The following is a 22,589-nucleotide window of genomic DNA, read 5'->3' on the forward strand; positions in this document are numbered from 1 at the left end:
GGGAGTGAACAAAAGACGTCCGTTAATGATAACAACGACGAAATACGCAAAAGTGACCCAAATTGAGTCTATAGTCGGAACAGATTGGACCTATGATTCGATCTGTACATAGATGACGATGCTTGACACCAGAGAAGCATCGCAAGTAGAGTCCGCAGGGTTCAAAAAACCGTCTTTACCGATTTAACGCGCAAGAAATCGGAGGATACGCACCTAGTGGTGGGTGCGTCAGTTAGGAAACGTTACCGTATGGCTAAAAAGCTTGTCATAGTCGAGTCGCCTGCAAAGGCCAAAACAATAGGGAGCTACCTGGGTAGCGATTACGAGGTGCAGGCCAGTATTGGTCACATCCGTGATCTGATGCCCAATGCAAAGGGGTTGCCCGAAGAGTTTCGCAAGAAATGGTGGTCCGACTATGCCGTCGATGTGGACAACAACTTCGAACCGTTTTACGAAGTCCCATCCGAAAAGCTCGCACAAGTCAAAAAGCTGAAAGAGGCCATGAAGGGTAAAGACACCCTGGTACTCGCAACTGACGAAGACCGAGAGGGTGAAGCGATCTCGTGGCACCTTCTCGCTGTACTGAAACCTTCCAAGAACGTCACCGTCCGAAGAATCGCCTTCCATGAAATTACGAAGGACGCCATTCTGAAGGCCCTCGACAATCCGAGAGATGTCGATTCTTGCCTTGTGGAAGCCCAGGAGACGCGCCGTATCCTCGACAGGCTCTACGGATACACTCTGTCTCCAGTCCTCTGGTCTAGGGTCACCAAGAACCTTAGCGCAGGCCGCGTCCAAAGCCCAGCCGTAAAGCTCGTCGTCGAAAGAGAAATCCAGCGCCGAAACTTTAGAGGCGCCAGCTACTGGGACCTCCGAGCAGAGTTGGAAAGCGGCGGAACCCGATTTACCGCCGATCTGAAGCTGATCGATGGCGTTCGAGTGGCTACAGGAAGCGATTTTGACGACACGACCGGCGAACTCAAAGTTGGTCGGGGAGATAAGGTCGTTCTGCTCGATCAAGTGAAGGCCGAGGCCATTGCGAAGGCCGCAAACCTTGCTTCGCCATACACGGTCACGCGATTGGAGACTACGGAAGGCACCGAGAAGCCTGCGCCTCCGTTCATGACCACGACCCTACAGCAGGACGCCAACCGTAAATTCGGCTACGCAGCCGACCGCACGATGCGGATTGCTCAAGGTCTCTACGAAGGTATCGAACTAGGCGGCGAGACCGTGGGTCTCATCACCTATATGCGAACGGACAGCTTGACGCTCTCCGCCGACGCCCTCCAACGTGTTCGAGGGTTGATTCAGCGTGACTACAGCGACTGCCTGCCCGATAAGCCGATCCAATACACCAGTAAGGTCAAGAACGCGCAGGAAGCTCACGAAGCGATTCGACCTACCGACGTGCAGCGCCGCCCGCAAGATGTTGCAAGGCACCTCAACGAGGACCAGCTTAAACTCTACACGCTCATATGGCAACGAACCGTCGCCTGCCAAATGAAGCCAGCCCGCGTGCTCCGAACAGAAGCTGAAATCGGGACACAGGCTAAAGGTGAAGATGGCAAGAACATGGCCCTCGCCTTCCTGGCTTCCGGAAAGCAGATCACATTCGATGGCTTCCTTCGCGTTTATAGCGAAGGTCGTGATGACGATGCGGCCGACCCCAAAGAGCGCAAGTTGCCCCTTCTGAAAGAGGGTAATGAGGTCAACCGAATCCAAGTGGATGCGCTCGGACACTCGACCAAGCCTCCTGCTCGCTACACCGATGCGACGCTCATTAAGAAGTTGGAAGAGCAGGGCATCGGTCGCCCATCCACCTACGCTTCGATCATCTCGGTGATCGTGGACCGAGGATATGTCCGCAAGCAGGTCAAGCAACTCGTGCCAACCTTCAAGGCGTTCATGGCCATGGAAGTGCTCGAAACAAACTTCCAAGAGCTGATGGACCTTGGGTTCACGGCGCGCATGGATGAAGTGCTCGACGAGATCAGCGAAGGCAAAGCCGATAGCAAGCAGTACCTCAAAGACTTCTTCATGGGTGAGGACGACAAGCCAGGCCTCAAGAAGCTGGTCGACGAACGCAAGAGCAAGATCCCGTATCCGTTGTTCATCGTTGGAAACCACCCGGAGACAGGCGAGCAGATTGTTGTCCGAAACGGAAAAGACGGAAGCCCGTTCCTGCAGGTAGGCGATGGCGATGCCAAGAAGTACGCCAACGTCCCTGAGGACACCGCGCCAGCCGATCTCACAGTCGAAATGGCGGTGGAGCTTCTGAACCAGAAAGCAGCCCCAGCCGAGTCCATCGGTATCCACCCTGTTTCGGGACGACGGTTGCTCCTCAAGTCCCGCCAAGGATTCTATCTAGAGGCCGAACGAACACCGGAAGAGATTGAAGCGAAGGAGAAGCCTGTATGGGTCTCCCTTCCGCCCAACGTGGACCCAAGAACCCTATCGGAGTCCGACCTCAACTTCCTCTGCCTGCTGCCAAGAACCATTGGCATCAACGAGGAGACCAAAGAGCCGGTTCTCTTCAAGGTCGGCAAGTTCGGCGCGTATCTCGAAATGGGCACCGAAAGGCGAACTGTGGAAGATTGGCGAATGGCCGAAACCATGACCATGGCACAGGCTCTAGAAATCCTGAGCCAGCCCAAGGTCCGAGGTTTCCGCTCCGCTCCAAGCGCCCTCAAAGAGTTCGGTGAGCTACCCGAGTGCGCCGGACCTGTCAAAGTCATGAGTGGTCGCTTCGGCCCCTATGTGACGGACGGGGAGACCAACGCCACGCTTCCCAAGGGCACCGACCCAGCCCAGCTCACTCCAGAAGCTGCAACGGAAATGCTGCGCATCAAACGCGAGGCTGGTCCATCGAAGCGACCTGTCAAGCGTGGGAAGACCGCAGCCAAGAAGCCAGCTGCCACCAAAGCCAAGCCCAAAGCAGCCGCCAAAAAGAAAAGCTAATGGATCCCCGTCAGGTTGAGCACGGTTCTCCGGACTACTGGAGAACCGTGGATCTGAGAACCGAAATCCTGCGAAAGCCGCTCGGGCTCGTGTTTACTCCCGAGCAACTGGCCGCAGAGTCCTCTGACATCCACTTGGCAATTTTCGCCGAACAGAAGGCGATCGCGTGTCTCATCCTTACGAGAGCGGACCGTGCCATGCAAATGCGCCAGGTGGCTGTCGCTGCTGCTGAGCAAGGCAAAGGCATCGGCAGAATCCTAGTGGAGTTCTCCGAGAAGATCGCCCAAAGGGAAGGCTTCCACCAAATGATCCTCCACGCAAGAGATACGGCTATCCCTTTCTACACAAAGCTTGGGTACCTGCCGAGCGGAGATCCCTTTGAGGAAGTTGGAATCCCCCACCAACTCATGACCAAGTCACTGATCTAGGGCAACACAGCAGTTAGATCAGGCAATAATCAAGAGTGCTGTGTCTCTTGCTCCCGCTACTCCAGACGCCCGGTTTTGAGTTCGATGTGCGCTCAGGCGATGGACTTCGGATCTCCGTCCAGGGAATTCCTATCGTGCAAGGCAGCTGGTTCCAATACTACGCCCCCAACTGGAGCAAGGGCTTCTACAGCTCGCAGTACAACGATCAGCAGATCACCAAACCGGACAACGACACAGTCCAGCTGACCTTCACCTCACCCGACAAGCTTGCAAGCGGCAAAATCCTCTACCACCGCCAAGGGGACAAGCTCACCGCGCACTACGAATTTTCTTGGTCGGGCGAGGAAGCAGCGAAAGTGGAACTCACTTCTGGCCTCCTCTGGGCACCAGCTTTAGAGAACGGTTCACTTACAGTGGATTCAAAGCCCGCGCGCTCACTCCTAGCTAAAACTTACGACGCAAACAGCTCCAGAGACTACGGCTCGGGTGGAAAGGAGTATCAGTTCACCCTACCGTTTGGCTCCCTGAGTCTCTCCAGTACTGCGGGGCTTAATCTCTTCGACGCCCGCAACGACTACCCGCAAGATTGGGCACGCGGAAAGCAGCTTTGGTGGGCAGGAGCGCCCTCGCTCGATCTGGAGAAAGGGAAGACAACCTCATTCGATCTGACCTGGGAGATCAAAGCAAAACCCAATCCTGCCCCCTCAACTCAAACCTTAACGGCGAAACCCGTTGACACCAACCAAGCCAAACTTCCCGACGAATCCCAACTCCCCTTGGTGCCTTACCCATCTAAATCCAAGCTGAACTATGATGAACCGACTGAGTTCACCACAGCCTTCAACTACCCCGTAGGAACATTTGACCATTGCGAACAGATTCTCCAATCGGTCGGTCGGCGATACGTGCTCCCCAAGCCAACCCCTTCCACACCTAGAATGAACCTGGATGGCGGACAGTCCAAGCTCGGATTGGCCCCAGGAGGCTACAAGTTAACCATCACCCGAGACTCCATCAGCATTCTCGGGGAGGAAGATGAGGGCCTCAGAAATGGAGTGCAACGCCTAGCCAACCTGGTGTACGCCAAAGGCGGCAAACTCTGGATCCCAACAGGCACATTGGTGGACGAGCCTCGCACGGCTTGGCGTGGTGTTCATCTCTTCGTAGGGCCCAATGCGCGCTCTTTTCAAACGAAGCTTTGGGATCGCGTTCTGTCGCCTCTCATGTTCAACAAAGTAGTGCTCCAATGTGAGCGCACCGATTGGAAGTCCCTACCGGGCATCAAAACGCCCATCACCATGTCTCGCGAGGAACTGGCCAATCTATTCCAAATGTATCGAAACCGAGGAGTCGAACCCATCCCCCTCATCCAGAGCTTCGGACACATGGAGTGGATCTTCGCCAATAAGCAAAACCTAAACATCGCCTTCAACCCAGAAGTGCCCTACTCCGTGGACCCACGTAAAGAACGAACAGAGCAGGTCTTAAGGTCTCTCTGGAGTGAGGCTATCGGTCTACTAAAGCCTGACACGATCCACTTCGGTCTCGATGAAGTAGACATGTTAGGTTGGCCCCACGATCCCGCACTCGTAACCCAGCTATGGACCAAGCAATTGCCACTCCTCGGCGATATCGCTATCCAAAACAAAAAGCGAATGATGCTATGGGGCGACAAAGGATTGGCACCGGGTGAGGCGGTAGACGCCACACTGGGAGACACGCCCGCTGACGCTAAAGCCAGAAGAGACGTCATCCCGAAAGGGGCGTACATTGGCGACTGGCACTATAAGTCCGAAACCAAGCCCGAAGAGTTCGCAAAATCGATTCGGCTATGGAAGAACAACGGCCTAAGACCCATCGCGAGCAGTTGGTACCTACCGGAGAACGTAAGGGCATTCAACATCGCCGCGACTACCCAGAATGTAGGAACTTTACAAACCACGTGGTGCGGCTACGAGAGCAACGAGCGGTCCGTCGTTGACGCGTTTGAACAGTTTGCACCCATGGTGTTGGCAGCGGATTACTCTTGGAGTGGTCGACAGGAACCCTTGAAGGATCTACCCTACGACTTTAATGAGTTGTTCCGAAAGCTATATTTCGGCGTTCCATCCGAACTTAAGCCGTTACCAGGGCAATGTGTACCTTTCACTGCGGACGCAGAGTCGATGCGTATCGGGAGAGTGAACTATCTCGTAGGACCTCCGTTAGCGCTGAAGAGTTTAGTTGTGTCGTCAAGCTACTCATTGCCCAATTCAATTGCCGTTGACGTACAAGCTCGTGGGAAAACGATAGCAATAGCCATGGATTGTGCGCTTCCATGTGAAGAAGGTGCTGAAGTAGCCACTGTAGAAGTGGTTCTTGATGAAGGAAAGACCCTCTTCAAGAAAATTGTCTATGGCCGCGATGTGCGAGCTAGGACCGATACAAGGCCCACGCTCTATTGTGATAGGAAGAACGGTATCAGTTCGTTCGAGATAGGATTAAGCGAAAAAGTTATAAATATTAAACGAGTATTGTTAAAAACAAGCAATAACTTCGCGGGTTTAAGAGTTCACGGCATGACGACAATAGGAAGATGACCGTTTGAGTGAATGTTAAAATTGCTTCTGAATGCGCAATATAGAGTTGTCAAACTGGTAATAACTCGGTATAGTTAGTGCATGTATACACGGTACGCCGTGGAAGAAGTTGAGCTATTGCATGACTACATCGGCCAGTCTGATCTAGTCGACCTCGAATTCTTGGCCGTCCACGCTGAGATGCTTCTCCAATACGTCAAACTTGCCCGATCCAATCGAGAGGGTGACTTCAGGAAGGAACTCGTTAGCGCCAAAGACGCAAACACACAATTAATTTGATTAACTGTTGTAAGTAATTGGAAGCTCTTAGTGTAAAAACATACACGTTACCTTCAGTGCTTGAGGCTCTCAGTTTTCTTCTCAATCGCATACTCACGTGGCAGAATCTTGAACCGAGACGTAACTAGCAGGTTAGGTGTTAAGCCATCCTTGCAGAATCGAAAGGATTCTAAGCCGTCTTTCAATATAAAAAAGTACTCAATCTGGGTGGCCGGATCTACCGAGATGCGAACCGTGTGATAATCGAACAGCTCATCTTCTGCAGCACGGACCATCGGATAGATCTTCTGTTCACCTGCCTGCCAAACCTCTAACAGCACGTTCTCGACATCCGAATGTCGCGTTCGAAACGTTAATTTCATGACATGATCACTGAGCCTCTTAACGTCTTCGGTGGATGGCCGGTGCTGAAGTGCCGACGCAGAAACAATCCCATCTCCCAACCGGCCTGGCAGGCGACTGTACTCGTTTGGTCGAATCGCTAAGGTGTTTGCATCCGGCTGATCTTTGGTGTGCTTGATGGCATATTCCGGACTTGTCAACTCATCCTGCGAGTTCACCAGAAATCGAAAGGAGTACACGCCGGGAAGCAGGGAAGCTGTAGATTCCCACCGCAAGCCATCTGCGGATTGAGTCATGGGATGACTGGTCCGACTCCAACCATTGAAGCTCCCCATCAGGTGCACACTCTTGCATACGACAGGCGCACTGTATCGGAACTTCACCACGTGCAGTTCAGGTTTCTCCATGGCTTTGGCTTGTTGAGAAACAGCGAGCAGTGCAAGAAGGGTGATCACACTGAATAAGACGCCCGGCGATCCCCTCGGATACCGAAAAGCCGGAACCTAAACACAAAAAATCCCATCCATAAAACTGGATGGGATTTTTTGAAAAGTAGTGAAGTCGAGACTTACTTGACTTCGACCTTTCCGCCGGCTTCTTCGATCTGCTTCTTGATCTTCTCAGCATCGTCCTTGCTGATAGCCTGCTTAACTGGCTTAGGAGCGCCATCAACGAGGTCCTTAGCTTCTTTGAGGCCAAGACCGGTGATCTCGCGAACGACCTTGATAACGTCAAGCTTCTTGTCGCCAGGAGCGGTGAGGATGACGTCGAACTCGGTCTTCTCTTCTTCAGCTGGAGCAGCAGCAGCGCCGCCGCCCATGCCAGCAAACATTGCTGGGTTGAAAGCTGGAGCAGCAGCAGTTACGCCGAACTTCTCTTCGAGGGCCTTTTTGAGATCGGAAAGCTCAAGGGCAGTCATGCCGCTGATCTGCTCTACGATGGATTCAACTGTGGTTGCCATGGTTTTATTAATTCTTCTGGTGAGTTTGGTCGGGTCGGATTACTCCGAAGGGGTTTCAGCGGGAGCTTCAGATGCTTCTGCAGCAGGCTCGCTAGGGGTTTCTACTTCGGCTGGTGCCTCGGCTGGAGTTTCTTCTGCGGGTGCAGCTTCAACAGGTGCCTCGGTTGTTTCGGCCGTTGCTTCTGGAAGTGGGCTTCCCTCAGCTACCTTATCGGCAACTGCACCAATCGTGCGGATTGGATCTGCGTAGAGTGCCTCGATGGTTCCAACGAGGTTGCTCAACGGAGCGGAGATAGCGCCAATCACCTGCGAGATGAGGACATCTCGTGATGGGAGTTCGCTAAGCTGTTCGACTTCCTTGCTAGTGAGAGCTTTGCCGCCAAAGAATCCGCCCTTGATAACGAGCTTCTTGGATGACTTTGCGTAATCGAGAAGAGCCTTGGCTACTTCGGACTCGTTTTCGAAAACGAATGCGAAGGCTGTGGTGCCGTTGTGAAGCTCTGCTGGCAGCTTGCTGGCATTTTCTTCGCCTGCAGCAATCCGGAACAGAGTGTTCTTAAGAACATGGATCTCAGCACCCTTCTTTCGAAGGTCCTTTCGGAGCGACTGGATCTCCTTCACTTTCAGTCCACGGTAGTCCGTGAAGACTACACCGGCGGACTGGGCATACCACTCCTTAGCTTGCTCGATTGTGCGTGCTTTCTCTGTGGTTGGCATGGTGTTGTGCACCTACCTCTTAAAACAGAAGGAGCCTCCGCCCAGGTCGAGAGATGGCGGAGGCTCCTATACAGCTTTACAACTGTTCAAAACCTTATGGGCATCATCGAAATGACGCTTTTCGCCCCCTCGGCAGGCGAACCACAAGGGTTCATTACGGCAAATTGCCACCGGCTGTCTTAAGAGTGTTCACGAAGTATGACACGTGATGGCAAATGTTTGCAACTAGCTAAAGTTACCGCCTCAAAATAGGCTGAAACCCAAACGATGTGTACTGCAAATCGTTCACCCTATGAGAGAACAAGAAAGAGTCCACGGGGAAGAAAAGCGGAAGGATGGGCACTTCCTGCACGATCTTCTGCTCGGCCTCCCGATACCTCTTGGAGCGTTTCAGAGGATCTGCTTCCGTCGAAGCGGCATCCAAAAGTTGGTCCACCCTCGCATTCGCAAAGCCCGAACCATTTGAACCCGACTGGGAATGGAACAGCCCGTCCAGTGTGTTCTCCGGGTCGTCAAAATCAGCTGTCCACCCAGTGAAAAATACAGCAAGCTGGTGCTTCTGGTTCATGTCCATGAGACCCGCACTGGTCAAAACATGCACCTGCGCATTGATCCCAAGGTTCGACTTCAAATCTGTTGCAATCGCCTCAACGGCAGGCATATTCCGATTCGTCTCGTTGCAAGCAATCTGAATGGCAGGGAAACCTTGGCCGTTCGGGTAACCAGCCTTAGAAAGGAGCCGCCTCGCCTCCTCAGGGTTGAAATCGTAAGGCCACGCCCAGTCGGGTTCGTTGAGATGCGGGAGGACGTAGCGGTTGGCCAGCTTAGGTTTGCCAAACATCAGCGACTCCACAATCCGCTTGCGATCAACGGCCATCGCCATAGCTCGCCTCACGATCGGATTCTCGAGAGCAGGCATTGTTGTGGAGTTGAACTGTAGATAGATCAGCTTCGCCTGTGGAACATTGCGCAGGAGCCCCTTCAATGACGGATCGGCATCAACGCCTGGGACATCCTTCACAGGCACTGGGCAAATATCCAGATCCCCGCTCCTGAACATCGACAGCCGAGTGGCACCATCCACAATTGGCAAGACTTCTATCTTCTTGTAGGCCCCGCCCGAACTCCCCCAATACCTATTTGGAACGAGCACAATTCTCTGCTTGGGAGAGTAGCTCGCGACGACATAGGGTCCCGAACCGATCAGGTCCTTCGAATCCTGAATCGCCCGATGTAAGAATCTCTTGGGGAGAATGGAGCACACAGGATAGGACAGCTTGGCGAGGAAACTACGCGCAGGAGTCTTCAGTGTCACCACAAGCGTATTCGCATCAACGACCTGAGAGTTAGCGATGTCTCCCAGATAGTTCGGGCCAAGTGCCGATTTCACTTCGTCTACAAACACGCGCTGAAAGCTGGCCTGAACATCCTCTGCCGTCACGGGAGAACCGTCAGAAAACGTGTGCTTTCCAAGCTGGAAGGTGTAGGTCTTGCCATCTGGACTTACCGACCAACTTCGAGCCACACAAGGAACGGGCTTGCCACTAGAATCTAGCTGCACAAGCGTCTCAACCACCTGCTTCAACACATCCGTCGTGTTCCGTTCAGATGCGTTCGCCGGATCAAGCGTCAGGATGTCGGTCGAAATGGCACATCGCAGTTCATCTGGATTGGATATGTGAGTTTTCTTGGAGCACCCTAGCAGGGCCCCAAAAAGAAAAAGGGCCAGAACCGTTCGTAAAGCGTACGACATAGTTCTGGCCCTTGGGAGATCTTGCGTTTAGGCGTGTGCCAGTTCGACGATCTTCTTGGCAGCTTCGCGAACGGTTGCCGCCGCGATGATCTGGCTGCCTTCAAGGATCTTTCGACCTTCTTCAACAGCTGTGCCTTCAATTCGAGCGACGACTGGAATGGTGACATCCATCTGCTTGAATGCTTCGAGAACACCCATGGCAACTTGGTCCACACGTGTGATACCGCCAAAGATGTTGATCAGAAGTCCCTTTACGTTAGGGTCCATCATGATGAGCTCCACACAGCTCTTCACGCGGTCCGCCTGAGCTCCGCCTCCTACGTCGAGGAAGTTTGCTGGGCGTCCGCCGGCTGCGTTGATCTCGTCGAGCGACTGCATAACCAGTCCAGCTCCGTTGCCCATGATTCCAATCTCGCCACCGAGCTTAACGTAGGCAATGCCTCGTCGAGCGGCTTCAGCCTCAATTGGGTCCTCAGCGCTGTCGCTGGAGGTTTCTGCGTAATCCTTGTGTCGGTAAAGAGCGTTCTCGTCAATCGCGACCTTAGCGTCGGCAGCAATCAACTTGCCGTTGGTATCCAACGCACATGGGTTGATCTCGATCATTTCGGCGTCGGCCTCGATGTAAGCCTTGACCAACTGCTTGATCATCGCAACCATCTGGTTGGCAGCTTCTTTAGGAATCTTCGCGTCCTTGACGGCCTTGCGGAGTTCATAGTCGCAAAGACCAAAAGCTGGGTCGATCGCGAGCTTAATAATCGCGTCTGGGTTGGTCTCAGCAACCTCTTCGATCTCCATACCACCTTCGGCGCTGAGCATCACAATGTTCTTCTGGATGTTTCGATCCATCAGGACGGAAACGTAGAACTCTTTTGCAATGTCAACGGTCTGGGCGACGAGGATCTTCTCGACAACCATGCCATCGGGGTTTTGGATGCTGACAAGCTTCTTGCCAATGAGCTCCTTCGCGAACTGACCTGCAGATTCGGCGTCGGTGAACAGCTTAACGCCACCGGCCTTTCCGCGGCCTCCCATCAGGACCTGGGCTTTAACAACAACGTTGCCACCTAGCTTTTCGGCAATCGCCTTCGCCTCGGCGGGATCAGATGTGACATCACCGGCTGGGACAGGGACCCCGTAGCGGGACAGTAGTTCCTTCGACTGGTACTCGTGGAGCTTCATGGTATGGCGTAGAGGTTACCCGCTTGAAGCGTTCTCGTACTCGCCTGTTGTTAAGAGGAAATTGGGCAGCTGCCTTAATAAGGAAGGGACAGTCGCGTAGGCCCGCCCACCCAGGCGTCTCGCTAGCGCACGACGCACCCCTCAGCGTAATTTGATGGATAAGCCATGGCATTCCAGAACCGAATCTGGAATGCCACAAAAGTGCAACTTAAGGCTGGTTGCTCGTGCCGAACTCGCGGATCACGAAGTTCCGTCGCTCTTTCACCAAGTAGTAGGTGTGATAAACGTGGGAAATTGTTCCCCATGGGTCTGTAAAGCTGTGGCGAGTCTTGACTCGTGCAGCCTCATTTCCGTCCCACCGAACGTCCACGATGTCGTAGGTCTTCGTTCGTGTCGAGTCGATCACGTCATAGTACATGTCGTAAAAGTCGTCCACGGAGAGTGAATAGGTGTATCGACCGTCCTGGTACATGTTCACACTTCCACGACGAGGAACCAACGCATCGACTGCCTTGCGGTCACCGCGCTCGAAAGCAGCGACCATATCATCGAGTGAGTCATCCAGCGCGCTACGGTCTCGGCGGCTTACTTCATCGTACGGGCGGTAATCGTAGACGCTGCCAACCCAGGGGCTTGGGAACGACGTCACGTAAACCACGCGGGTGGTGCTCAGATAAGGTGGGAGCATCGGATAGTAATACCAAGGCGAAACCACGCAGTTGTATCCAGCATAGGGATCGAATACGTAGTGCGGATAGCAGAAGTAGTCGTCTCTCCAGTCGCGTCGATACTGGTAGTAGCCGTACCGGATGCCATTGTCCAACGTGCCCCATCGCACGATTCTCTCGGAGCGATTGACCTGAGTTCCTAAATTCGTTGGCACTCGGTCCACTCGGATAGGATTCCCGCGCTGGGAGGCGTTGGAGACGGTGCCGTACCGCACGGTACCGCTTCGGGAACTGCCCTGAGGACGTCGCTTACCGCCGTCCTGGTCGATAATCACAGTGCCACGGCTGTCTCCGCCGGTTCGAGTGGGTTCCTCGACGCGCTCATTGCCGCCAGAGCCACTGCCATTCCCACCGCCAGAGCCTACACTTCCACCACCGTTACCGCCACCATTGCTGCGGTCGGGATCGTTTCTGCGTGGAGGGGGATCTGTGTGGGGAGGAGGATCTTGCTTGGGTGGAGGTGTCGAGCCGCCGCCACCGCCTCCATTTCCACCACCACCGCTACCTGGTTTTCGTTTACCAAGACCGGGATCTTGTGCAATCGAAGGGGTAACAACGGCAGCGATTGTCAGTGTAGCGATTAATAATTGCAGTGTCCACTTCTTCATCGTGTGTACCTTTATCTATATGACGACGGTGATTATCGCCCGTTTCTACGCAAAGGTAGAGAATCACCCTCTAGGTTAACACCTGAACTCCCGATCTGCTCAGTAAACTATCATGATGTCCAAGCGAACATTAGCAGTTATACCGGGGGATGGCATTGGTCCAGAGATCATGGACGCAACCCTCTCCATTCTAGAAGCAGCAGGATTTGAAGCTGAATACGTTTACTTGGAAGCTGGTCAGCCAAGTTTGGACAAGGGCGGTCCGGCAATGCCGCAGGAAACGCTGGACAAAGTGAAAGAAATTGGCCTCGCGCTCAAGGGCCCCACAGCGACCCCCATCGGTAAAGGGCATGTCAGCGCAAACGTCGCTCTCCGTAAGGCTTTGGACCTCTTTGCTAACGTGCGACCTTCGAGATCGCTGCCCGGACTTAAAGGTCACTTCAGCGAGACCGCAATCGACATCATCATTGTTCGCGAAAACACCGAAGATCTCTACGCTGGAATCGAATATCAGGCTCACCCAGACGTAGCGCAAGCCATCAAGGTCATCACCCGACCTGGCTGCCGACGACTCTGCCACTACGCGTTCGATATGGTTCGTAAGCAGGGCCGTAAGCGACTGACAGCGGTTCACAAGGCCAACATCATGAAGCTCACCGATGGCATGTTCCTCGAAGAGTTCTATAAAGCAGCCAAAGACTATCCAGATATCCAGGCAGACGACATCATCGTCGACAACTGCTGTATGCAACTGGTCACTCGCCCTGAGCAGTTCGACGTTCTCGTAACGGAGAACCTGTACGGCGATATCGTCAGCGACCTCTGTGCAGGACTCGTAGGCGGCTTGGGAATCGCCCCAGGCGCTAACATCGGCGAGACATGCGCGGTGTTCGAAGCCGTTCACGGCTCCGCTCCCGACATCGCAGGTAAGGGAATTGCTAACCCAACCGCTCTCCTGTTCAGCGCCGTCATGATGCTTCGCCACATCGGCGAAGGTGCACGTGCCGACCGAATCGGTAGAGCAGTGCTCCAAGTGATGAACGAAGGGAAGCACTTGACCGGCGATCTCGGCGGAACAGCGAATACGGCCGAATACACGAAGGCCGTGATCGACACCATGCTCGCTAGCGTATAATAAGAGTATTGATCTGCCCGCAGGGGGAGCCTATATAGGCTGAGAGTTCTAACTGGAATGTTAGATAACCCTAGGAACCTGATCCGGTTAATACCGGCGTAGGGATTGTGGAAGCAGGCCTCCGAACTAGGAGGGCTCGTCTTCGCAATCTGCGAGGGCGGGTCTTTAACAAAACCTAGGAGGCCTTGATGATTTCCCTTTCGAAAAGAGCGTTCACGCTCATTGAACTTCTGGTGGTCATCGCGATCATCGCGATCCTCGCTGCCATTCTCTTCCCAGTCTTCGCACAAGCCAAGTTCGCGGCAAAGAAGACCGTAGACCTCAGCAATGCCAAGCAAATCGGCCTCTGCGTCAAGCTCTACCTCGGCGACAACGACGACACCATGCCGATTTTCTACGCCTACAATAGCGACCCCACCATCTATTCGCCGGCAGTCCACCACGGCACAGAAGTCCTCCTCCTGCCCTACAGCAAGAGCAAAGAGATCTTTAAGAGTCCGCTAGACACTGGCAGCCCATATTTGGCTAGCGACCCAGGCTTCGCATCGCTGAGCAAGAAGCCTACGACCTACTGGGAAGGCTACGGCACGTCCTACCGCTTTGGCCACTGCAACTTCACTACTGCTGCCAACGAATCGTCGCAAAATAACGGCTTCTACAAATCAACAGGCACCGTATCCGAAACCTCCATCGCCTTCCCAGCCGAGACAAGAGTGATCCGATTGGAGATGTTTAGTTTCTTCGGCCCAGATATCGATAAAGCAGGAAACTACGGCTACGGCGCCACGTACTTCCAAAACTGGGACCCAAGCGGCGGCTCGATGATCTTCGCCGACAGCCATGCTAAGCACATCAACAGTGCGGGCCAGTTCGACAACACCTACGTAGACCCAGCAGGGCACAAATCAGGAGAAACCACCACCGACCCATCGGCATGGAGCGGCACCTGGTACAGCCTGTGTGACTGATCGCTTGAAAGTCACCGCAGCAACAATCCTTGCTGCGGTGGACTAAGAGGCCGGCTCAACAACCGCGCCAAACTTACGGGTGCGTTGCTGGTAGGTAGCGACGCACTCGACGAGATCACTGCTGGTGAACTCCGGCCACGTCACATTCGTGACGACCAGTTCGCAATACGCCGACTGCCAGATCAGGAAGTTGCTCCAGCGCATCTCACCAGCGGTTCGGATCATCAAGTCCGGTTCAGGTTGGTCTGGATTGTAAAGATGCTCGGAAATAGTCTCTTCTGTAATGGCATCCTGGGGCATCCCGCTCGCAACAATCGCTTTCACTGCATCGACGATCTCAGCCCGCCCGCCGTAGTTGATCGCAAGCGTAAACGTGATGCCAGTGTTGTTGGCCGTGGTCTCAATGCCGTGAACCAGTGCTTTTCTAAGCCCGTCGGGAACCTGCTCGATTCGCCCTGCCACCTTCACGCGAACGTTGTTCTGGTGCATCGCACGTAGCTCATCACGAGCAGCCGTCTCGATCAACTTCATGAGGCCCATCACCTCATCCTCAGGGCGTCGCCAGTTTTCGGCGGAGAAGGCATAAACCGTCAGGTACTCAATCCCGAGCTCAGCGGCAGCAAGCAGCACACCGCGAAGCGTCCGGTACCCCTCTGCGTGGCCCTTTAGTCGGGCAAGCCCTCGCTTATTGGCCCATCGCCCATTGCCATCCATGATGATGGCAACGTGCTTTGGAAGCCGATCGAGATCGACTCCCAGACTTTGTGCTTGCTGTTGAATGACCTTCAGGTCGCCCATCACACGCTCATGAGTTCGGCTTCTTTCTTCTTGCCAAGGTCCTCGGCCTGAGCTACAAACTGGTCGGTGAGCTTCTGAACCTTCGGTTCGGATCCTTTGACCTCGTCCTCAGTAATCTCTTTCTTCTTTTCGAGAGCCTTAACCTGATCCATCGCGTCGCGGCGCACGTTGCGAATGGCAATTCGAGCCTGCTCGATTCGAGCATTGACCTGCTTAACCATCTCCTTACGTCGATCCTCCGTCATCTGAGGGAAAGTAAGTCGAATGCCGGAGCCGTCGTTCACTGGGTTGATTCCCAAGTCACTCTTCATAATCGCGCGCTCGATGAGAGGAATTGTAGACTTCTCGTAAGGCTGGATCATCAGCTGACGCGGTTCAGGGATGCTGATGTTTGCAATCTGCGAGACGGGTGTTTCCACTCCGTAATATTCGATGTGGACGCGATCCAGAACAGCCGGGGTAGCGCGGCCGGTTCGGTACGACGCGAAGTCGTGAACCATTGCATCAATGGCTCCTTTCATTTTGTGTTCTGCGTCTTTTAATACATCACTGATAGACATTATTCGCCTCCGACGAGAGTGCCTGTGTCGCCGCCCATGAGGGCATCGAGCAAGCTTCCCGGTTGGTTGAAATCGAGAACGATCAGCGGCAGCTTGTGCTCTCGGCACATCGTAAACGCTGTCTGATCCATGACCCCCAACCGCTTTTCAATAGCGGTGGAGTACTCCAGAGTATCGTATCGCTTGGCTTCAGGGTTCTTGCGCGGGTCGCAATCGTAAACTCCGTCCACTTTAGTGGCCTTCACAAGCACATGAGCTTCAATCTCAAGCGCCCGCAAAACAGCAGCGGTATCGGTGGTGAAGTAGGGATTGCCAGTTCCAGCGGCAAACACGACCACACGAGCTTTCTCCATGTGCCGCATCGCCTTTCTTCGAATGAAGGCCTCGGCGACCTGGGACACATTGATAGCGCTTTGGACACGAACAGGGATTCCTTGGTGTTCGATGGCCGACTGAAGAGCCAAAGCGTTCATGAGGGTACCGAGCATTCCCATCTGGTCGGCAACGGTGCGATCAATGCTGCCCTCCACTGAGAATGTTTCGCCCCGGACAAAGTTGCCACCGCCTACGACGATGCCGACCTCCACGTCTGCGCGATGTACTTCGGCGATTTCGTGGGCGATGTATTTGAGGATTTTCGGATCAAGTCCGAACCCTAAGTTGCCCGCGAGGGCTTCGCCACTCAGCTTCACTAGGGCGCGCTTAAACTTTCTGCGTTCTAAGGCCAAATTTCGTCTCCGGGGAATTGGGTGGGGACAGCAAGAGCGACCCCAGACGGTGCGTAAGTATACCAGGAGGGAGGGGTGGTCGGCTCGTCAACCTTGCACGTGAAGCACGAGAGGCTGTCTCAAATAAGGAAGGGACAGTTACGAATGCCCGCCCACCCAGGCGTCTCGCTATCGCACGACGCACCCACAGCGTGACTGCAACGTGGGCGTCAACCCACATCGTAGGCGTAGCGCTTCATGTCCACAAAGCCATCCACAATCTCGACACCCTCTTCCCGAAGCTTCAAGACCTGCTTCTGCTCCGCCACCGGATCCGCTTTACCCACAGGCAGACGCCCATCCTTCGCCACCACGCGCCACCAAGGAACACCCTCCGGACAGTTAGCCATGTACCGACCCACGATGTACCCCGAAGCAGGCTGCTCCAACGCCGCCCCAATGCTCCCATAACTTGCCACTCGACCGCGCGGGATCGAACGCACTAGCTCCCAAAGCGGTTCAGGGTTTTCTTTTAAGAGTGCCATAGCGATTACCGAATCTTATCCGCGAATTCAGAAACCAGCTTGCGGATCCGCTCTGTAGGAATATCCAGCGCCGCGCTGCCAATGGTCAGTTCGGTGTAGCATCCGCGTGGAGTGTCTGCGAACCACTTAAACAGGGCGCACTTCTCCTCTTGGGCTATCGAGCCAACCGCGTCAATCAGCTGAGCCTCTGACGCTTCGAACCGCAGATGCATCATGTTCGTAGGTGGATGTAATGGCAACACCTCCACCCCTGGAGTCTCCCGAAAGATCGCAGCTACCTCAGCAGCCTTTGCAACATACGCACCTATGTGCGGAAGGTGTTTGTCCATGCCCACCTTGGCCGAGATGGCGTTGGGGAACATGTTCACCAGATTCCCGCCATGGCGCCGCTGCCAAATCCTTGCCTCAGCAATAAAGTCAGCCGGTCCAGCCAAAGCCGCGCCGGCGAGCCCACCCAAGATCTTATAGAAAGAAACGTAGACGGAGTCAAAGCAAGACACGATCTCGTGATACGGCCTACCATAAAAAGGACCGGTCTCCCAAAGTCGAGCTCCGTCCAAGTGGAGCTTCATGCCTGACTGATGAGCGTAAGAACAAATGGCCTGCAACTCATCCCAACTCGGCAACTGCCCCCCAATCTCACGCTGAGGAAGCTCGATGAGAAGCGCGGAAAGCGGACGGGACAGCCCTTGCAAATCTTCCAAAGTGAACAGCCTGTCCTTGTCGCCCACAAGCTCAGCCTCCAAGCCATGCAGCTCTTGGTAAGCCATATGCTCGTGCTTCTGGAGGTGACTCTCCGGATGAAACCCGACCGTCTTGTTGCCAGCCCGATCCGCCCAGATGCGTAGAGCAATCTGCTGCGCCATCGTCCCGCTCGGCATAAACACCGCCGACTCCTTCCCAAGAAGTTGCGCCACTTCTTGTTCGAATTCAGAGATGAATCCACCCTTCCCATAATGGTCAGATCGAAGTTCAGCATAAGGACTCCGCGCAATCTCCTCCATCCGCTCTTGAACCGTGCGGGGATAGTGGTCACCCAGAAAAGAGGTGCATGCACGTACGCTTTCTTGGAACTCCTGGTGAGTCATGTTGAAAACATGTTACTTACAAAGCAGAAAGGACACCCAGATTTGGGTGTCCTTGTGTGTGTTAGAGGAGGGATATAAGACTAGTTGCGAATCGCGGCGCTGCGAGGGCTAGCAGGAGCCACTTCCACGTAGGCGTTTGCAGGCACGATCAAGAAAATGTGGTCGCCCACCTCTTCCCAGGTTCCTTCTTGCGCAAAGTTGACGCCGCACATGAAGTCAACGATCTTCTGTCGCGTGAGTGCGTCGGTAGCTGAGAGATTCAAAATCTGCTGTTCGCCACGCTTCAAACCATTTGCTGCCGACATTGCATCATCAAATGAGTGAATGTCTTTCCGTACAGTGACGGTGTAGCGATAGGATTGCTTAAGCTGGAGCGGCGCGTTGCGCTCTTGCGCAGGCTCCATTTCTTCGTCTTCGTACTCTTCCTCGGTGCGAGAAAACAGGTTGGCGACGCGGCTAAAAATGCCTGGCTTATCTTGTATTGCTAGTTCTTCCATGATGTTTCCTATATAAGCTACAGGCTAAGACCTACAGCTACCTCGCTCCGAAGAGCGCGGTCCCGACTCGAACGTGGCTGGCTCCTTCCTGGACAGCTATTTCGAAATCGCCGCTCATACCCATGCTTAACTGACTGCCGCCATGAACCTCATTCAGCTTGCGGAGTCTTTTGAAGTACTCCCGCGTCTGTTCAAGGTCAATGCCGGCTGGACCAATGGTCATCAAGCCTCGGTATTGAACTTGGCTACAGTGTAGGACGGATTTCAGGTAATCGTCAAGTGATTTTGCTAGTACGCCGTGTTTTTGCGCTTCATCTGCAATGTTCACCTCTATAAAACCATCTACTTTTTTGTCCTGTTTCGCTATCTCCCTCAACTGAGCCTCAGAATCCAACGTGTGAATCACCGAGAAAAGCTGAGCGATCTTCTTGGCTTTATTGGATTGTAGGGGGCCGATGAAGTGCCAGATGATGTCCTTGGGCAAAGCTTCAATCTTGGTCTGAGCCTCCTGAAGCCGACTCTCGCCAAAGTTCCGAACACCCAGGTCGTACAACTCCTGAATCGCCTCAATCGGTTGAAATTTCGAAACCGCCACCAGCGTGACTTCCTCACGCCGCCGGCCAACCGAAGCACAGGCAGCCGCGATCTGAGATTCAATTCGTTGGAGATTCTCGCGTCGTGAACTCATCACTACTGAGGGTGTACCCGTTTTGCCGAGAACACACCGGACTCACGATTCGCCCACCTTCCTCCTGTGAAGGGTCTTAGTAAATTCAGACTTGCAATCGCATTAGAACTTGATATCCTGATAAGTACTTATGGCGATAGGTCTTGGGTGCGATCATTGGGGGCTAGATCTTAAATGCGCGCTCCAACGATTTTTAACCCTCCAGGGAAGAGAACTGCTCGATTTCGGCGTTCACTCCCACGAACCATGCGACTATCCGGACATAGCATTCTCCGTAGCGAGGGCAGTCCAAGACGGGCAAATCTCCGAAGGGATTCTCATATGCCGAACAGGCATTGGCATGGCGATCGCCGCAAACAAAGTGCCAGGTATCCGAGCAGCCTGCGTGTCCGACACTGTCTCTGCACTGGCAGCGAAACAAAGCAATCATGTGCAGGTACTCACCCTAGGCGCACAAATCGTAACCCCATCCCTCGCAGTCCAAATCGTCGAAACATGGCTTTCCGCCGAATTTAGAGGCGGAGACTCCGAACGCAAGCTCATCAAAATTGGGCTCCAAGAAGGAGTCGCAACTCTCAGATGATCTATCTAGCTGCACTGATCGCGTACCTGATCGGTTCCATCCCCTTCGGCTACATCTTGGTGCGTATCTTCAAACGAGTCGATGTCAGAAAGTACGGATCAAACAATGTTGGAGCCATCAACGTGTTCCGTGTCGGTGGTCCAGCTTTAGGAATCGCCACCATCCTTGCAGATGCAGGCAAAGCAACCCTCGTAACAGTCGTCTCAAGCCGATTCTTTGAACCCTGGGGAGTGGCGCTGCTGGCTTGGGTTGCTCTGCTCGGTCACGCCTACTCCATATATTTCTATCTGTGGGAAAAGAAGTTCTCAGAGGGCAAATGCGTCGCAAGCGGAATGGGTGTGCTGCTCGGACTCACCTGCGTCCATGTGCTTCCGATCTGGGTGTTGGCAATCGTATTAGGAGTTTGGATAACAGGACTTCTCGGACCCAAACTGCTCACGGGCAAATGGTCCTACATCTCCCCGGCGACGATGTGCGCGACGGGCTTGGCCCCTATACTGGTCTGGATATCTGCTCCGCAGACAGTCTTCGTGGAACTCAGTTTCGGCATGTCCAGTCTTATTCTCATAAGACACAAGAACAACATCCGGCGACTCCTTAATGGCCAAGAACCCAAGCTTGGAGAAAGACTGAGGGTGAAGCAGGACACGTAACCGCATGAGAATAGCTCTTTTTTCTGAGTGTTATCTGCCATGGACCAACGGCGTGGTTACCTCAATCGTAACCCTACGAGAAACGCTCCAAAGCTGGGGCCACACTGTCTATCTCTTCACGCCTGGCAAGCCGCACCCGAAAGACGATCCGCATGTGATTCGGTTACCGGAACTCCCGTTCCCGCCCCACCCCTATCACTACGCGAGACCCTTTCCCAAGATGCCGGTCGAGTTTGGCAAACTCAACATCGAAGTCATTCACAGCCAGCATCCATTTACCATTGGTCGACTCGGAGCGAGGTTGGCCAAACAAAACAGTATCCCCGTGGTCTACACCGTCCACGCTCAATACGGCGACCTAGCCCAATATGCGCGAACTCCACTGGTTCGCAAGCCAGGAACGCGGATGTTTAAGCAAGTCTTGCGCCGCTATTGCGAGGCAGCAAGCGCCGTCATTGCCCCATCCCAGTACACCGCAGAGCACCTCAGAGGGCTAGGTGTCACGCGAGAAATCGACGTCATCCCCAGCGGCATACTCCCGCTAGAGATCTCACCTGGGGCCCGAAACTCGCTTCGAAACAGTCTCGCCATCGGCCCCGAACACCGCTTGCTGCTGTACGTAGGCCGGATCTGTCCCGTAAAGAGGCTCGACATCTTAATCCAGTCGGTGGCAATCCTCAACCGTAAAGGCATCCGGGATTTCCACCTTGTGCTCGTAGGAGAAGGTCCAGATCGCGAGAAACTTGAGCAAATGGCATACCTGTTGGGTGTAAAAGACAAAGTCCAATTTGTAGGCGCTCGCCCCCACGCGGAAGTAGGCAACTGGTACGCCGCAGCCGACATTTTCACACTGCCCTCTCCATCTGAGACACAGGGAATGGTCTTGGTCGAGGCGATGATGGCTGGACTCCCGTGTGTCGCAATTGAAATCGGAGGGCCCCGCGAAGTGGTGGTGAAAGGACAAACTGGTTACCTAGTGCCACTAAACGCCGACTCTTTCGCAGCAGCCTTGGAACAAGCACTCAGTTCCCCCCAGCTCATGTCAAAGCTATCAGAAAACGCCCGAGCCCAATCTCAGGAGTACTCCGCAAACAAAATGGCCACAAGCGTTCTGCGTGTCTACGAACGTGTAGCCGCACAAGACAACTCCCTGCGCGGTCTCATTTCACTCCGGTAACTCTTACTGAGTACCATAAAGCCGGTCGCCAAAATCACCCAGACCGGGCACGATGTATTTCCGGTCGTTCAGTCCTTCATCAAGAGCCGCCGTGAAAATCAGCACGTCTGGGTGAGTCTCGGTCAGCTTCGCCACACCCTCAGGCGAAGCCACCACACAGACCATCACCACCTGATCGGCACCATGCGCCTTGATCAACGAGATCGCCTGCGCAGCAGAACCACCGGTCGCAAGCATCGGGTCCACACACAAAGTAAAACGACCCGCCAGATTCGGCAGTTTGCTGTAGTAGCTGCGGGCAATAGCTGTATCTTCGTGCCTCTCAAGGCCGATGTACCCCACAGCTACATCGGGGAACAGCTCCACGACGGGCTCCAACATCCCCAAACCAGCCCGCAAAACCGGCACCACGGCCAAAGGCTGATCCAGAACCTCAACCTCCGTCTCTTTAATCGGCGTCTCAATCGTCACGGAGCGAGTCCGGATCGTGCGCGTCGCTTCCAGCACCAACAACGTGGTGAGCACCTTCGATAACGTCCGAAATCGTTCGGGAGCCGTGTGTTTCTCGCGCAGTCCCGCGAGTAGGTGTTTTGCGAGAGGGTGGTTAAGCACGTGAAGCGACATACCCCTCGATTCTCGCACAACTGGACGGAAC

General features: G+C 54.2%; 23 protein-coding genes and 1 riboswitch. Of the genes, 9 read left to right on the forward strand and 14 right to left on the reverse strand.

The annotated features are described in order from the left end of the window. The first annotated feature begins 249 nt into the window (after positions 1–249). From topA to ACZ51B_RS19350, 4 genes are all read left to right on the forward strand, one after another. Positions 250–2,961: a type I DNA topoisomerase gene (gene topA, locus ACZ51B_RS19335; protein ID WP_464294984.1), complete on the forward strand. Its 2,712-nt coding sequence runs from the start codon at positions 250–252 to the stop codon at positions 2,959–2,961. Beyond that, on the forward strand, positions 2,961–3,389 hold the full coding sequence (locus ACZ51B_RS19340) for a GNAT family N-acetyltransferase (RefSeq protein ID WP_464294985.1): 429 nt from the start codon (positions 2,961–2,963) through the stop codon (positions 3,387–3,389). Before topA ends, ACZ51B_RS19340 begins: the two co-directional genes overlap by 1 nt. A gap of 35 nt (positions 3,390–3,424) precedes the next feature. Next, positions 3,425–5,968: a glycoside hydrolase family 20 zincin-like fold domain-containing protein gene (locus ACZ51B_RS19345; protein WP_464294986.1), complete on the forward strand. Its 2,544-nt coding sequence runs from the start codon at positions 3,425–3,427 to the stop codon at positions 5,966–5,968. An 81-nt stretch (positions 5,969–6,049) separates the two neighbouring features. Beyond that, a complete protein-coding gene (locus tag ACZ51B_RS19350) occupies positions 6,050–6,247 on the forward strand; it encodes a hypothetical protein (protein ID WP_464294987.1) in 198 nt (65 codons plus the stop codon). A 53-nt stretch (positions 6,248–6,300) separates the two neighbouring features. Here the strand turns inward: ACZ51B_RS19350 and ACZ51B_RS19355 are convergent, their stop codons facing one another. The 6 genes from ACZ51B_RS19355 to ACZ51B_RS19380 all read right to left on the reverse strand — a co-directional run bounded on the left by ACZ51B_RS19355 (position 6,301) and on the right by ACZ51B_RS19380 (position 12,535). Beyond that, complete coding sequence (locus ACZ51B_RS19355; protein ID WP_464294988.1) at positions 6,301–7,044, reverse strand: alpha amylase N-terminal ig-like domain-containing protein; 744 nt, start codon at positions 7,042–7,044, stop codon at positions 6,301–6,303. Between the two features lie 113 nt (positions 7,045–7,157). Continuing rightward, positions 7,158–7,550, reverse strand: a complete 393-nt coding sequence (gene rplL, locus ACZ51B_RS19360; protein WP_464294989.1) for a 50S ribosomal protein L7/L12 — start codon at positions 7,548–7,550, stop codon at positions 7,158–7,160. A gap of 39 nt (positions 7,551–7,589) precedes the next feature. Beyond that, the gene (rplJ, locus tag ACZ51B_RS19365; RefSeq protein ID WP_464294990.1) at positions 7,590–8,267 is read right to left on the reverse strand and encodes a 50S ribosomal protein L10; all 678 of its coding nucleotides are present in this window, start codon (positions 8,265–8,267) and stop codon (positions 7,590–7,592) included. A 235-nt stretch (positions 8,268–8,502) separates the two neighbouring features. Beyond that, entirely contained in the window at positions 8,503–10,020 is a 1,518-nt protein-coding gene (locus ACZ51B_RS19370; RefSeq protein WP_464294991.1) for an ABC transporter substrate-binding protein, read from the reverse strand. A 27-nt stretch (positions 10,021–10,047) separates the two neighbouring features. After that, positions 10,048–11,199: an ADP-forming succinate--CoA ligase subunit beta gene (sucC, locus tag ACZ51B_RS19375; protein ID WP_464294992.1), complete on the reverse strand. Its 1,152-nt coding sequence runs from the start codon at positions 11,197–11,199 to the stop codon at positions 10,048–10,050. Positions 11,200–11,407: 208 nt separating this feature from the next. Further along, a complete protein-coding gene (locus ACZ51B_RS19380) occupies positions 11,408–12,535 on the reverse strand; it encodes a hypothetical protein (RefSeq protein WP_464294993.1) in 1,128 nt (375 codons plus the stop codon). 112 nt (positions 12,536–12,647) lie between these two features. Here ACZ51B_RS19380 and ACZ51B_RS19385 point away from each other — a divergent pair, with 112 nt between their 5' ends. Together ACZ51B_RS19385 and ACZ51B_RS19390 are read left to right on the forward strand one after the other, a co-directional pair. Further along, positions 12,648–13,670, forward strand: coding sequence for an isocitrate/isopropylmalate dehydrogenase family protein (locus ACZ51B_RS19385; protein ID WP_464294994.1), 1,023 nt, complete (start codon positions 12,648–12,650; stop codon positions 13,668–13,670). 12 nt (positions 13,671–13,682) lie between these two features. Continuing rightward, positions 13,683–13,793, forward strand: a riboswitch (TPP riboswitch). A gap of 65 nt (positions 13,794–13,858) precedes the next feature. Continuing rightward, complete coding sequence (locus ACZ51B_RS19390) at positions 13,859–14,638, forward strand: prepilin-type N-terminal cleavage/methylation domain-containing protein (RefSeq protein ID WP_464294995.1); 780 nt, start codon at positions 13,859–13,861, stop codon at positions 14,636–14,638. A gap of 42 nt (positions 14,639–14,680) precedes the next feature. Here ACZ51B_RS19390 and uppS read toward each other — a convergent pair whose 3' ends face one another. From uppS to ACZ51B_RS19425, 7 genes are all read right to left on the reverse strand, one after another. Next, a complete protein-coding gene (uppS, locus tag ACZ51B_RS19395) occupies positions 14,681–15,436 on the reverse strand; it encodes a polyprenyl diphosphate synthase (RefSeq protein WP_464294996.1) in 756 nt (251 codons plus the stop codon). Next, positions 15,436–15,996 (reverse strand): ribosome recycling factor, encoded by a 561-nt coding sequence (frr, locus tag ACZ51B_RS19400; RefSeq protein WP_464294997.1) that lies wholly within the window; start codon positions 15,994–15,996, stop codon positions 15,436–15,438. Before frr ends, uppS begins: the two co-directional genes overlap by 1 nt. Then, positions 15,996–16,724 (reverse strand): UMP kinase, encoded by a 729-nt coding sequence (gene pyrH, locus ACZ51B_RS19405; protein ID WP_464294998.1) that lies wholly within the window; start codon positions 16,722–16,724, stop codon positions 15,996–15,998. The genes frr and pyrH overlap by 1 nt, the downstream gene beginning before the upstream one ends. Before the next feature lie 209 nt (positions 16,725–16,933). After that, the gene (locus tag ACZ51B_RS19410) at positions 16,934–17,248 is read right to left on the reverse strand and encodes an MGMT family protein (RefSeq protein WP_464294999.1); all 315 of its coding nucleotides are present in this window, start codon (positions 17,246–17,248) and stop codon (positions 16,934–16,936) included. A 5-nt stretch (positions 17,249–17,253) separates the two neighbouring features. Further along, positions 17,254–18,336 carry a threonine aldolase family protein gene (locus ACZ51B_RS19415; protein WP_464295000.1) on the reverse strand — a complete coding sequence of 361 codons (1,083 nt, stop codon included), beginning with the start codon at positions 18,334–18,336 and terminating at the stop codon, positions 17,254–17,256. Between the two features lie 80 nt (positions 18,337–18,416). After that, complete coding sequence (locus ACZ51B_RS19420; RefSeq protein WP_464295001.1) at positions 18,417–18,833, reverse strand: cell division protein SepF; 417 nt, start codon at positions 18,831–18,833, stop codon at positions 18,417–18,419. Between the two features lie 37 nt (positions 18,834–18,870). After that, complete coding sequence (locus ACZ51B_RS19425; RefSeq protein ID WP_464295002.1) at positions 18,871–19,521, reverse strand: YggS family pyridoxal phosphate-dependent enzyme; 651 nt, start codon at positions 19,519–19,521, stop codon at positions 18,871–18,873. A 130-nt stretch (positions 19,522–19,651) separates the two neighbouring features. Here ACZ51B_RS19425 and ACZ51B_RS19430 point away from each other — a divergent pair, with 130 nt between their 5' ends. The 3 genes from ACZ51B_RS19430 to ACZ51B_RS19440 are packed head-to-tail and all read left to right on the forward strand — an operon-like array spanning position 19,652 to position 21,934. Beyond that, the gene (locus tag ACZ51B_RS19430) at positions 19,652–20,104 is read left to right on the forward strand and encodes an RpiB/LacA/LacB family sugar-phosphate isomerase (protein ID WP_464295003.1); all 453 of its coding nucleotides are present in this window, start codon (positions 19,652–19,654) and stop codon (positions 20,102–20,104) included. Further along, positions 20,101–20,757, forward strand: a complete 657-nt coding sequence (locus ACZ51B_RS19435) for a glycerol-3-phosphate acyltransferase (RefSeq protein WP_464295004.1) — start codon at positions 20,101–20,103, stop codon at positions 20,755–20,757. The genes ACZ51B_RS19430 and ACZ51B_RS19435 overlap by 4 nt, the downstream gene beginning before the upstream one ends. Positions 20,758–20,761: 4 nt before the next feature. After that, positions 20,762–21,934, forward strand: a complete 1,173-nt coding sequence (locus ACZ51B_RS19440; RefSeq protein WP_464295005.1) for a glycosyltransferase — start codon at positions 20,762–20,764, stop codon at positions 21,932–21,934. Between the two features lie 3 nt (positions 21,935–21,937). On the opposite strand, the gene upp is transcribed toward ACZ51B_RS19440, so the two are convergent. Beyond that, a complete protein-coding gene (gene upp / locus ACZ51B_RS19445; protein ID WP_464295006.1) occupies positions 21,938–22,558 on the reverse strand; it encodes a uracil phosphoribosyltransferase in 621 nt (206 codons plus the stop codon). Positions 22,559–22,589 lie beyond the last annotated feature (31 nt).

The organism is Fimbriimonas sp. LA-C6, assembly GCF_055398105.1.

Bases quoted from the DNA above. Each gene is read 5' to 3' on its own strand.
- ACZ51B_RS19370 (WP_464294991.1), bottom strand. From the start codon at position 10,020: ATGTCGTACGCTTTACGAACGGTTCTGGCCCTTTTTCTTTTTGGGGCC.
- ACZ51B_RS19425 (WP_464295002.1), bottom strand. From the start codon at position 19,521: ATGAGTTCACGACGCGAGAATCTCCAACGAATTGAATCTCAGATCGCG.
- ACZ51B_RS19340 (WP_464294985.1), top strand. From the start codon at position 2,961: ATGGATCCCCGTCAGGTTGAGCACGGTTCTCCGGACTACTGGAGAACC.
- uppS (WP_464294996.1), bottom strand. From the start codon at position 15,436: ATGGGCGACCTGAAGGTCATTCAACAGCAAGCACAAAGTCTGGGAGTC.
- ACZ51B_RS19410 (WP_464294999.1), bottom strand. From the start codon at position 17,248: ATGGCACTCTTAAAAGAAAACCCTGAACCGCTTTGGGAGCTAGTGCGT.
- frr (WP_464294997.1), bottom strand. From the start codon at position 15,996: ATGTCTATCAGTGATGTATTAAAAGACGCAGAACACAAAATGAAAGGA.
- rplJ (WP_464294990.1), bottom strand. From the start codon at position 8,267: ATGCCAACCACAGAGAAAGCACGCACAATCGAGCAAGCTAAGGAGTGG.
- ACZ51B_RS19435 (WP_464295004.1), top strand. From the start codon at position 20,101: ATGATCTATCTAGCTGCACTGATCGCGTACCTGATCGGTTCCATCCCC.
- ACZ51B_RS19380 (WP_464294993.1), bottom strand. From the start codon at position 12,535: ATGAAGAAGTGGACACTGCAATTATTAATCGCTACACTGACAATCGCT.
- sucC (WP_464294992.1), bottom strand. From the start codon at position 11,199: ATGAAGCTCCACGAGTACCAGTCGAAGGAACTACTGTCCCGCTACGGG.
- topA (WP_464294984.1), top strand. From the start codon at position 250: ATGGCTAAAAAGCTTGTCATAGTCGAGTCGCCTGCAAAGGCCAAAACA.
- ACZ51B_RS19415 (WP_464295000.1), bottom strand. From the start codon at position 18,336: ATGACTCACCAGGAGTTCCAAGAAAGCGTACGTGCATGCACCTCTTTT.
- upp (WP_464295006.1), bottom strand. From the start codon at position 22,558: ATGTCGCTTCACGTGCTTAACCACCCTCTCGCAAAACACCTACTCGCG.
- ACZ51B_RS19390 (WP_464294995.1), top strand. From the start codon at position 13,859: ATGATTTCCCTTTCGAAAAGAGCGTTCACGCTCATTGAACTTCTGGTG.
- ACZ51B_RS19385 (WP_464294994.1), top strand. From the start codon at position 12,648: ATGATGTCCAAGCGAACATTAGCAGTTATACCGGGGGATGGCATTGGT.
- rplL (WP_464294989.1), bottom strand. From the start codon at position 7,550: ATGGCAACCACAGTTGAATCCATCGTAGAGCAGATCAGCGGCATGACT.
- ACZ51B_RS19420 (WP_464295001.1), bottom strand. From the start codon at position 18,833: ATGGAAGAACTAGCAATACAAGATAAGCCAGGCATTTTTAGCCGCGTC.
- ACZ51B_RS19440 (WP_464295005.1), top strand. From the start codon at position 20,762: ATGAGAATAGCTCTTTTTTCTGAGTGTTATCTGCCATGGACCAACGGC.
- ACZ51B_RS19350 (WP_464294987.1), top strand. From the start codon at position 6,050: ATGTATACACGGTACGCCGTGGAAGAAGTTGAGCTATTGCATGACTAC.
- ACZ51B_RS19430 (WP_464295003.1), top strand. From the start codon at position 19,652: ATGGCGATAGGTCTTGGGTGCGATCATTGGGGGCTAGATCTTAAATGC.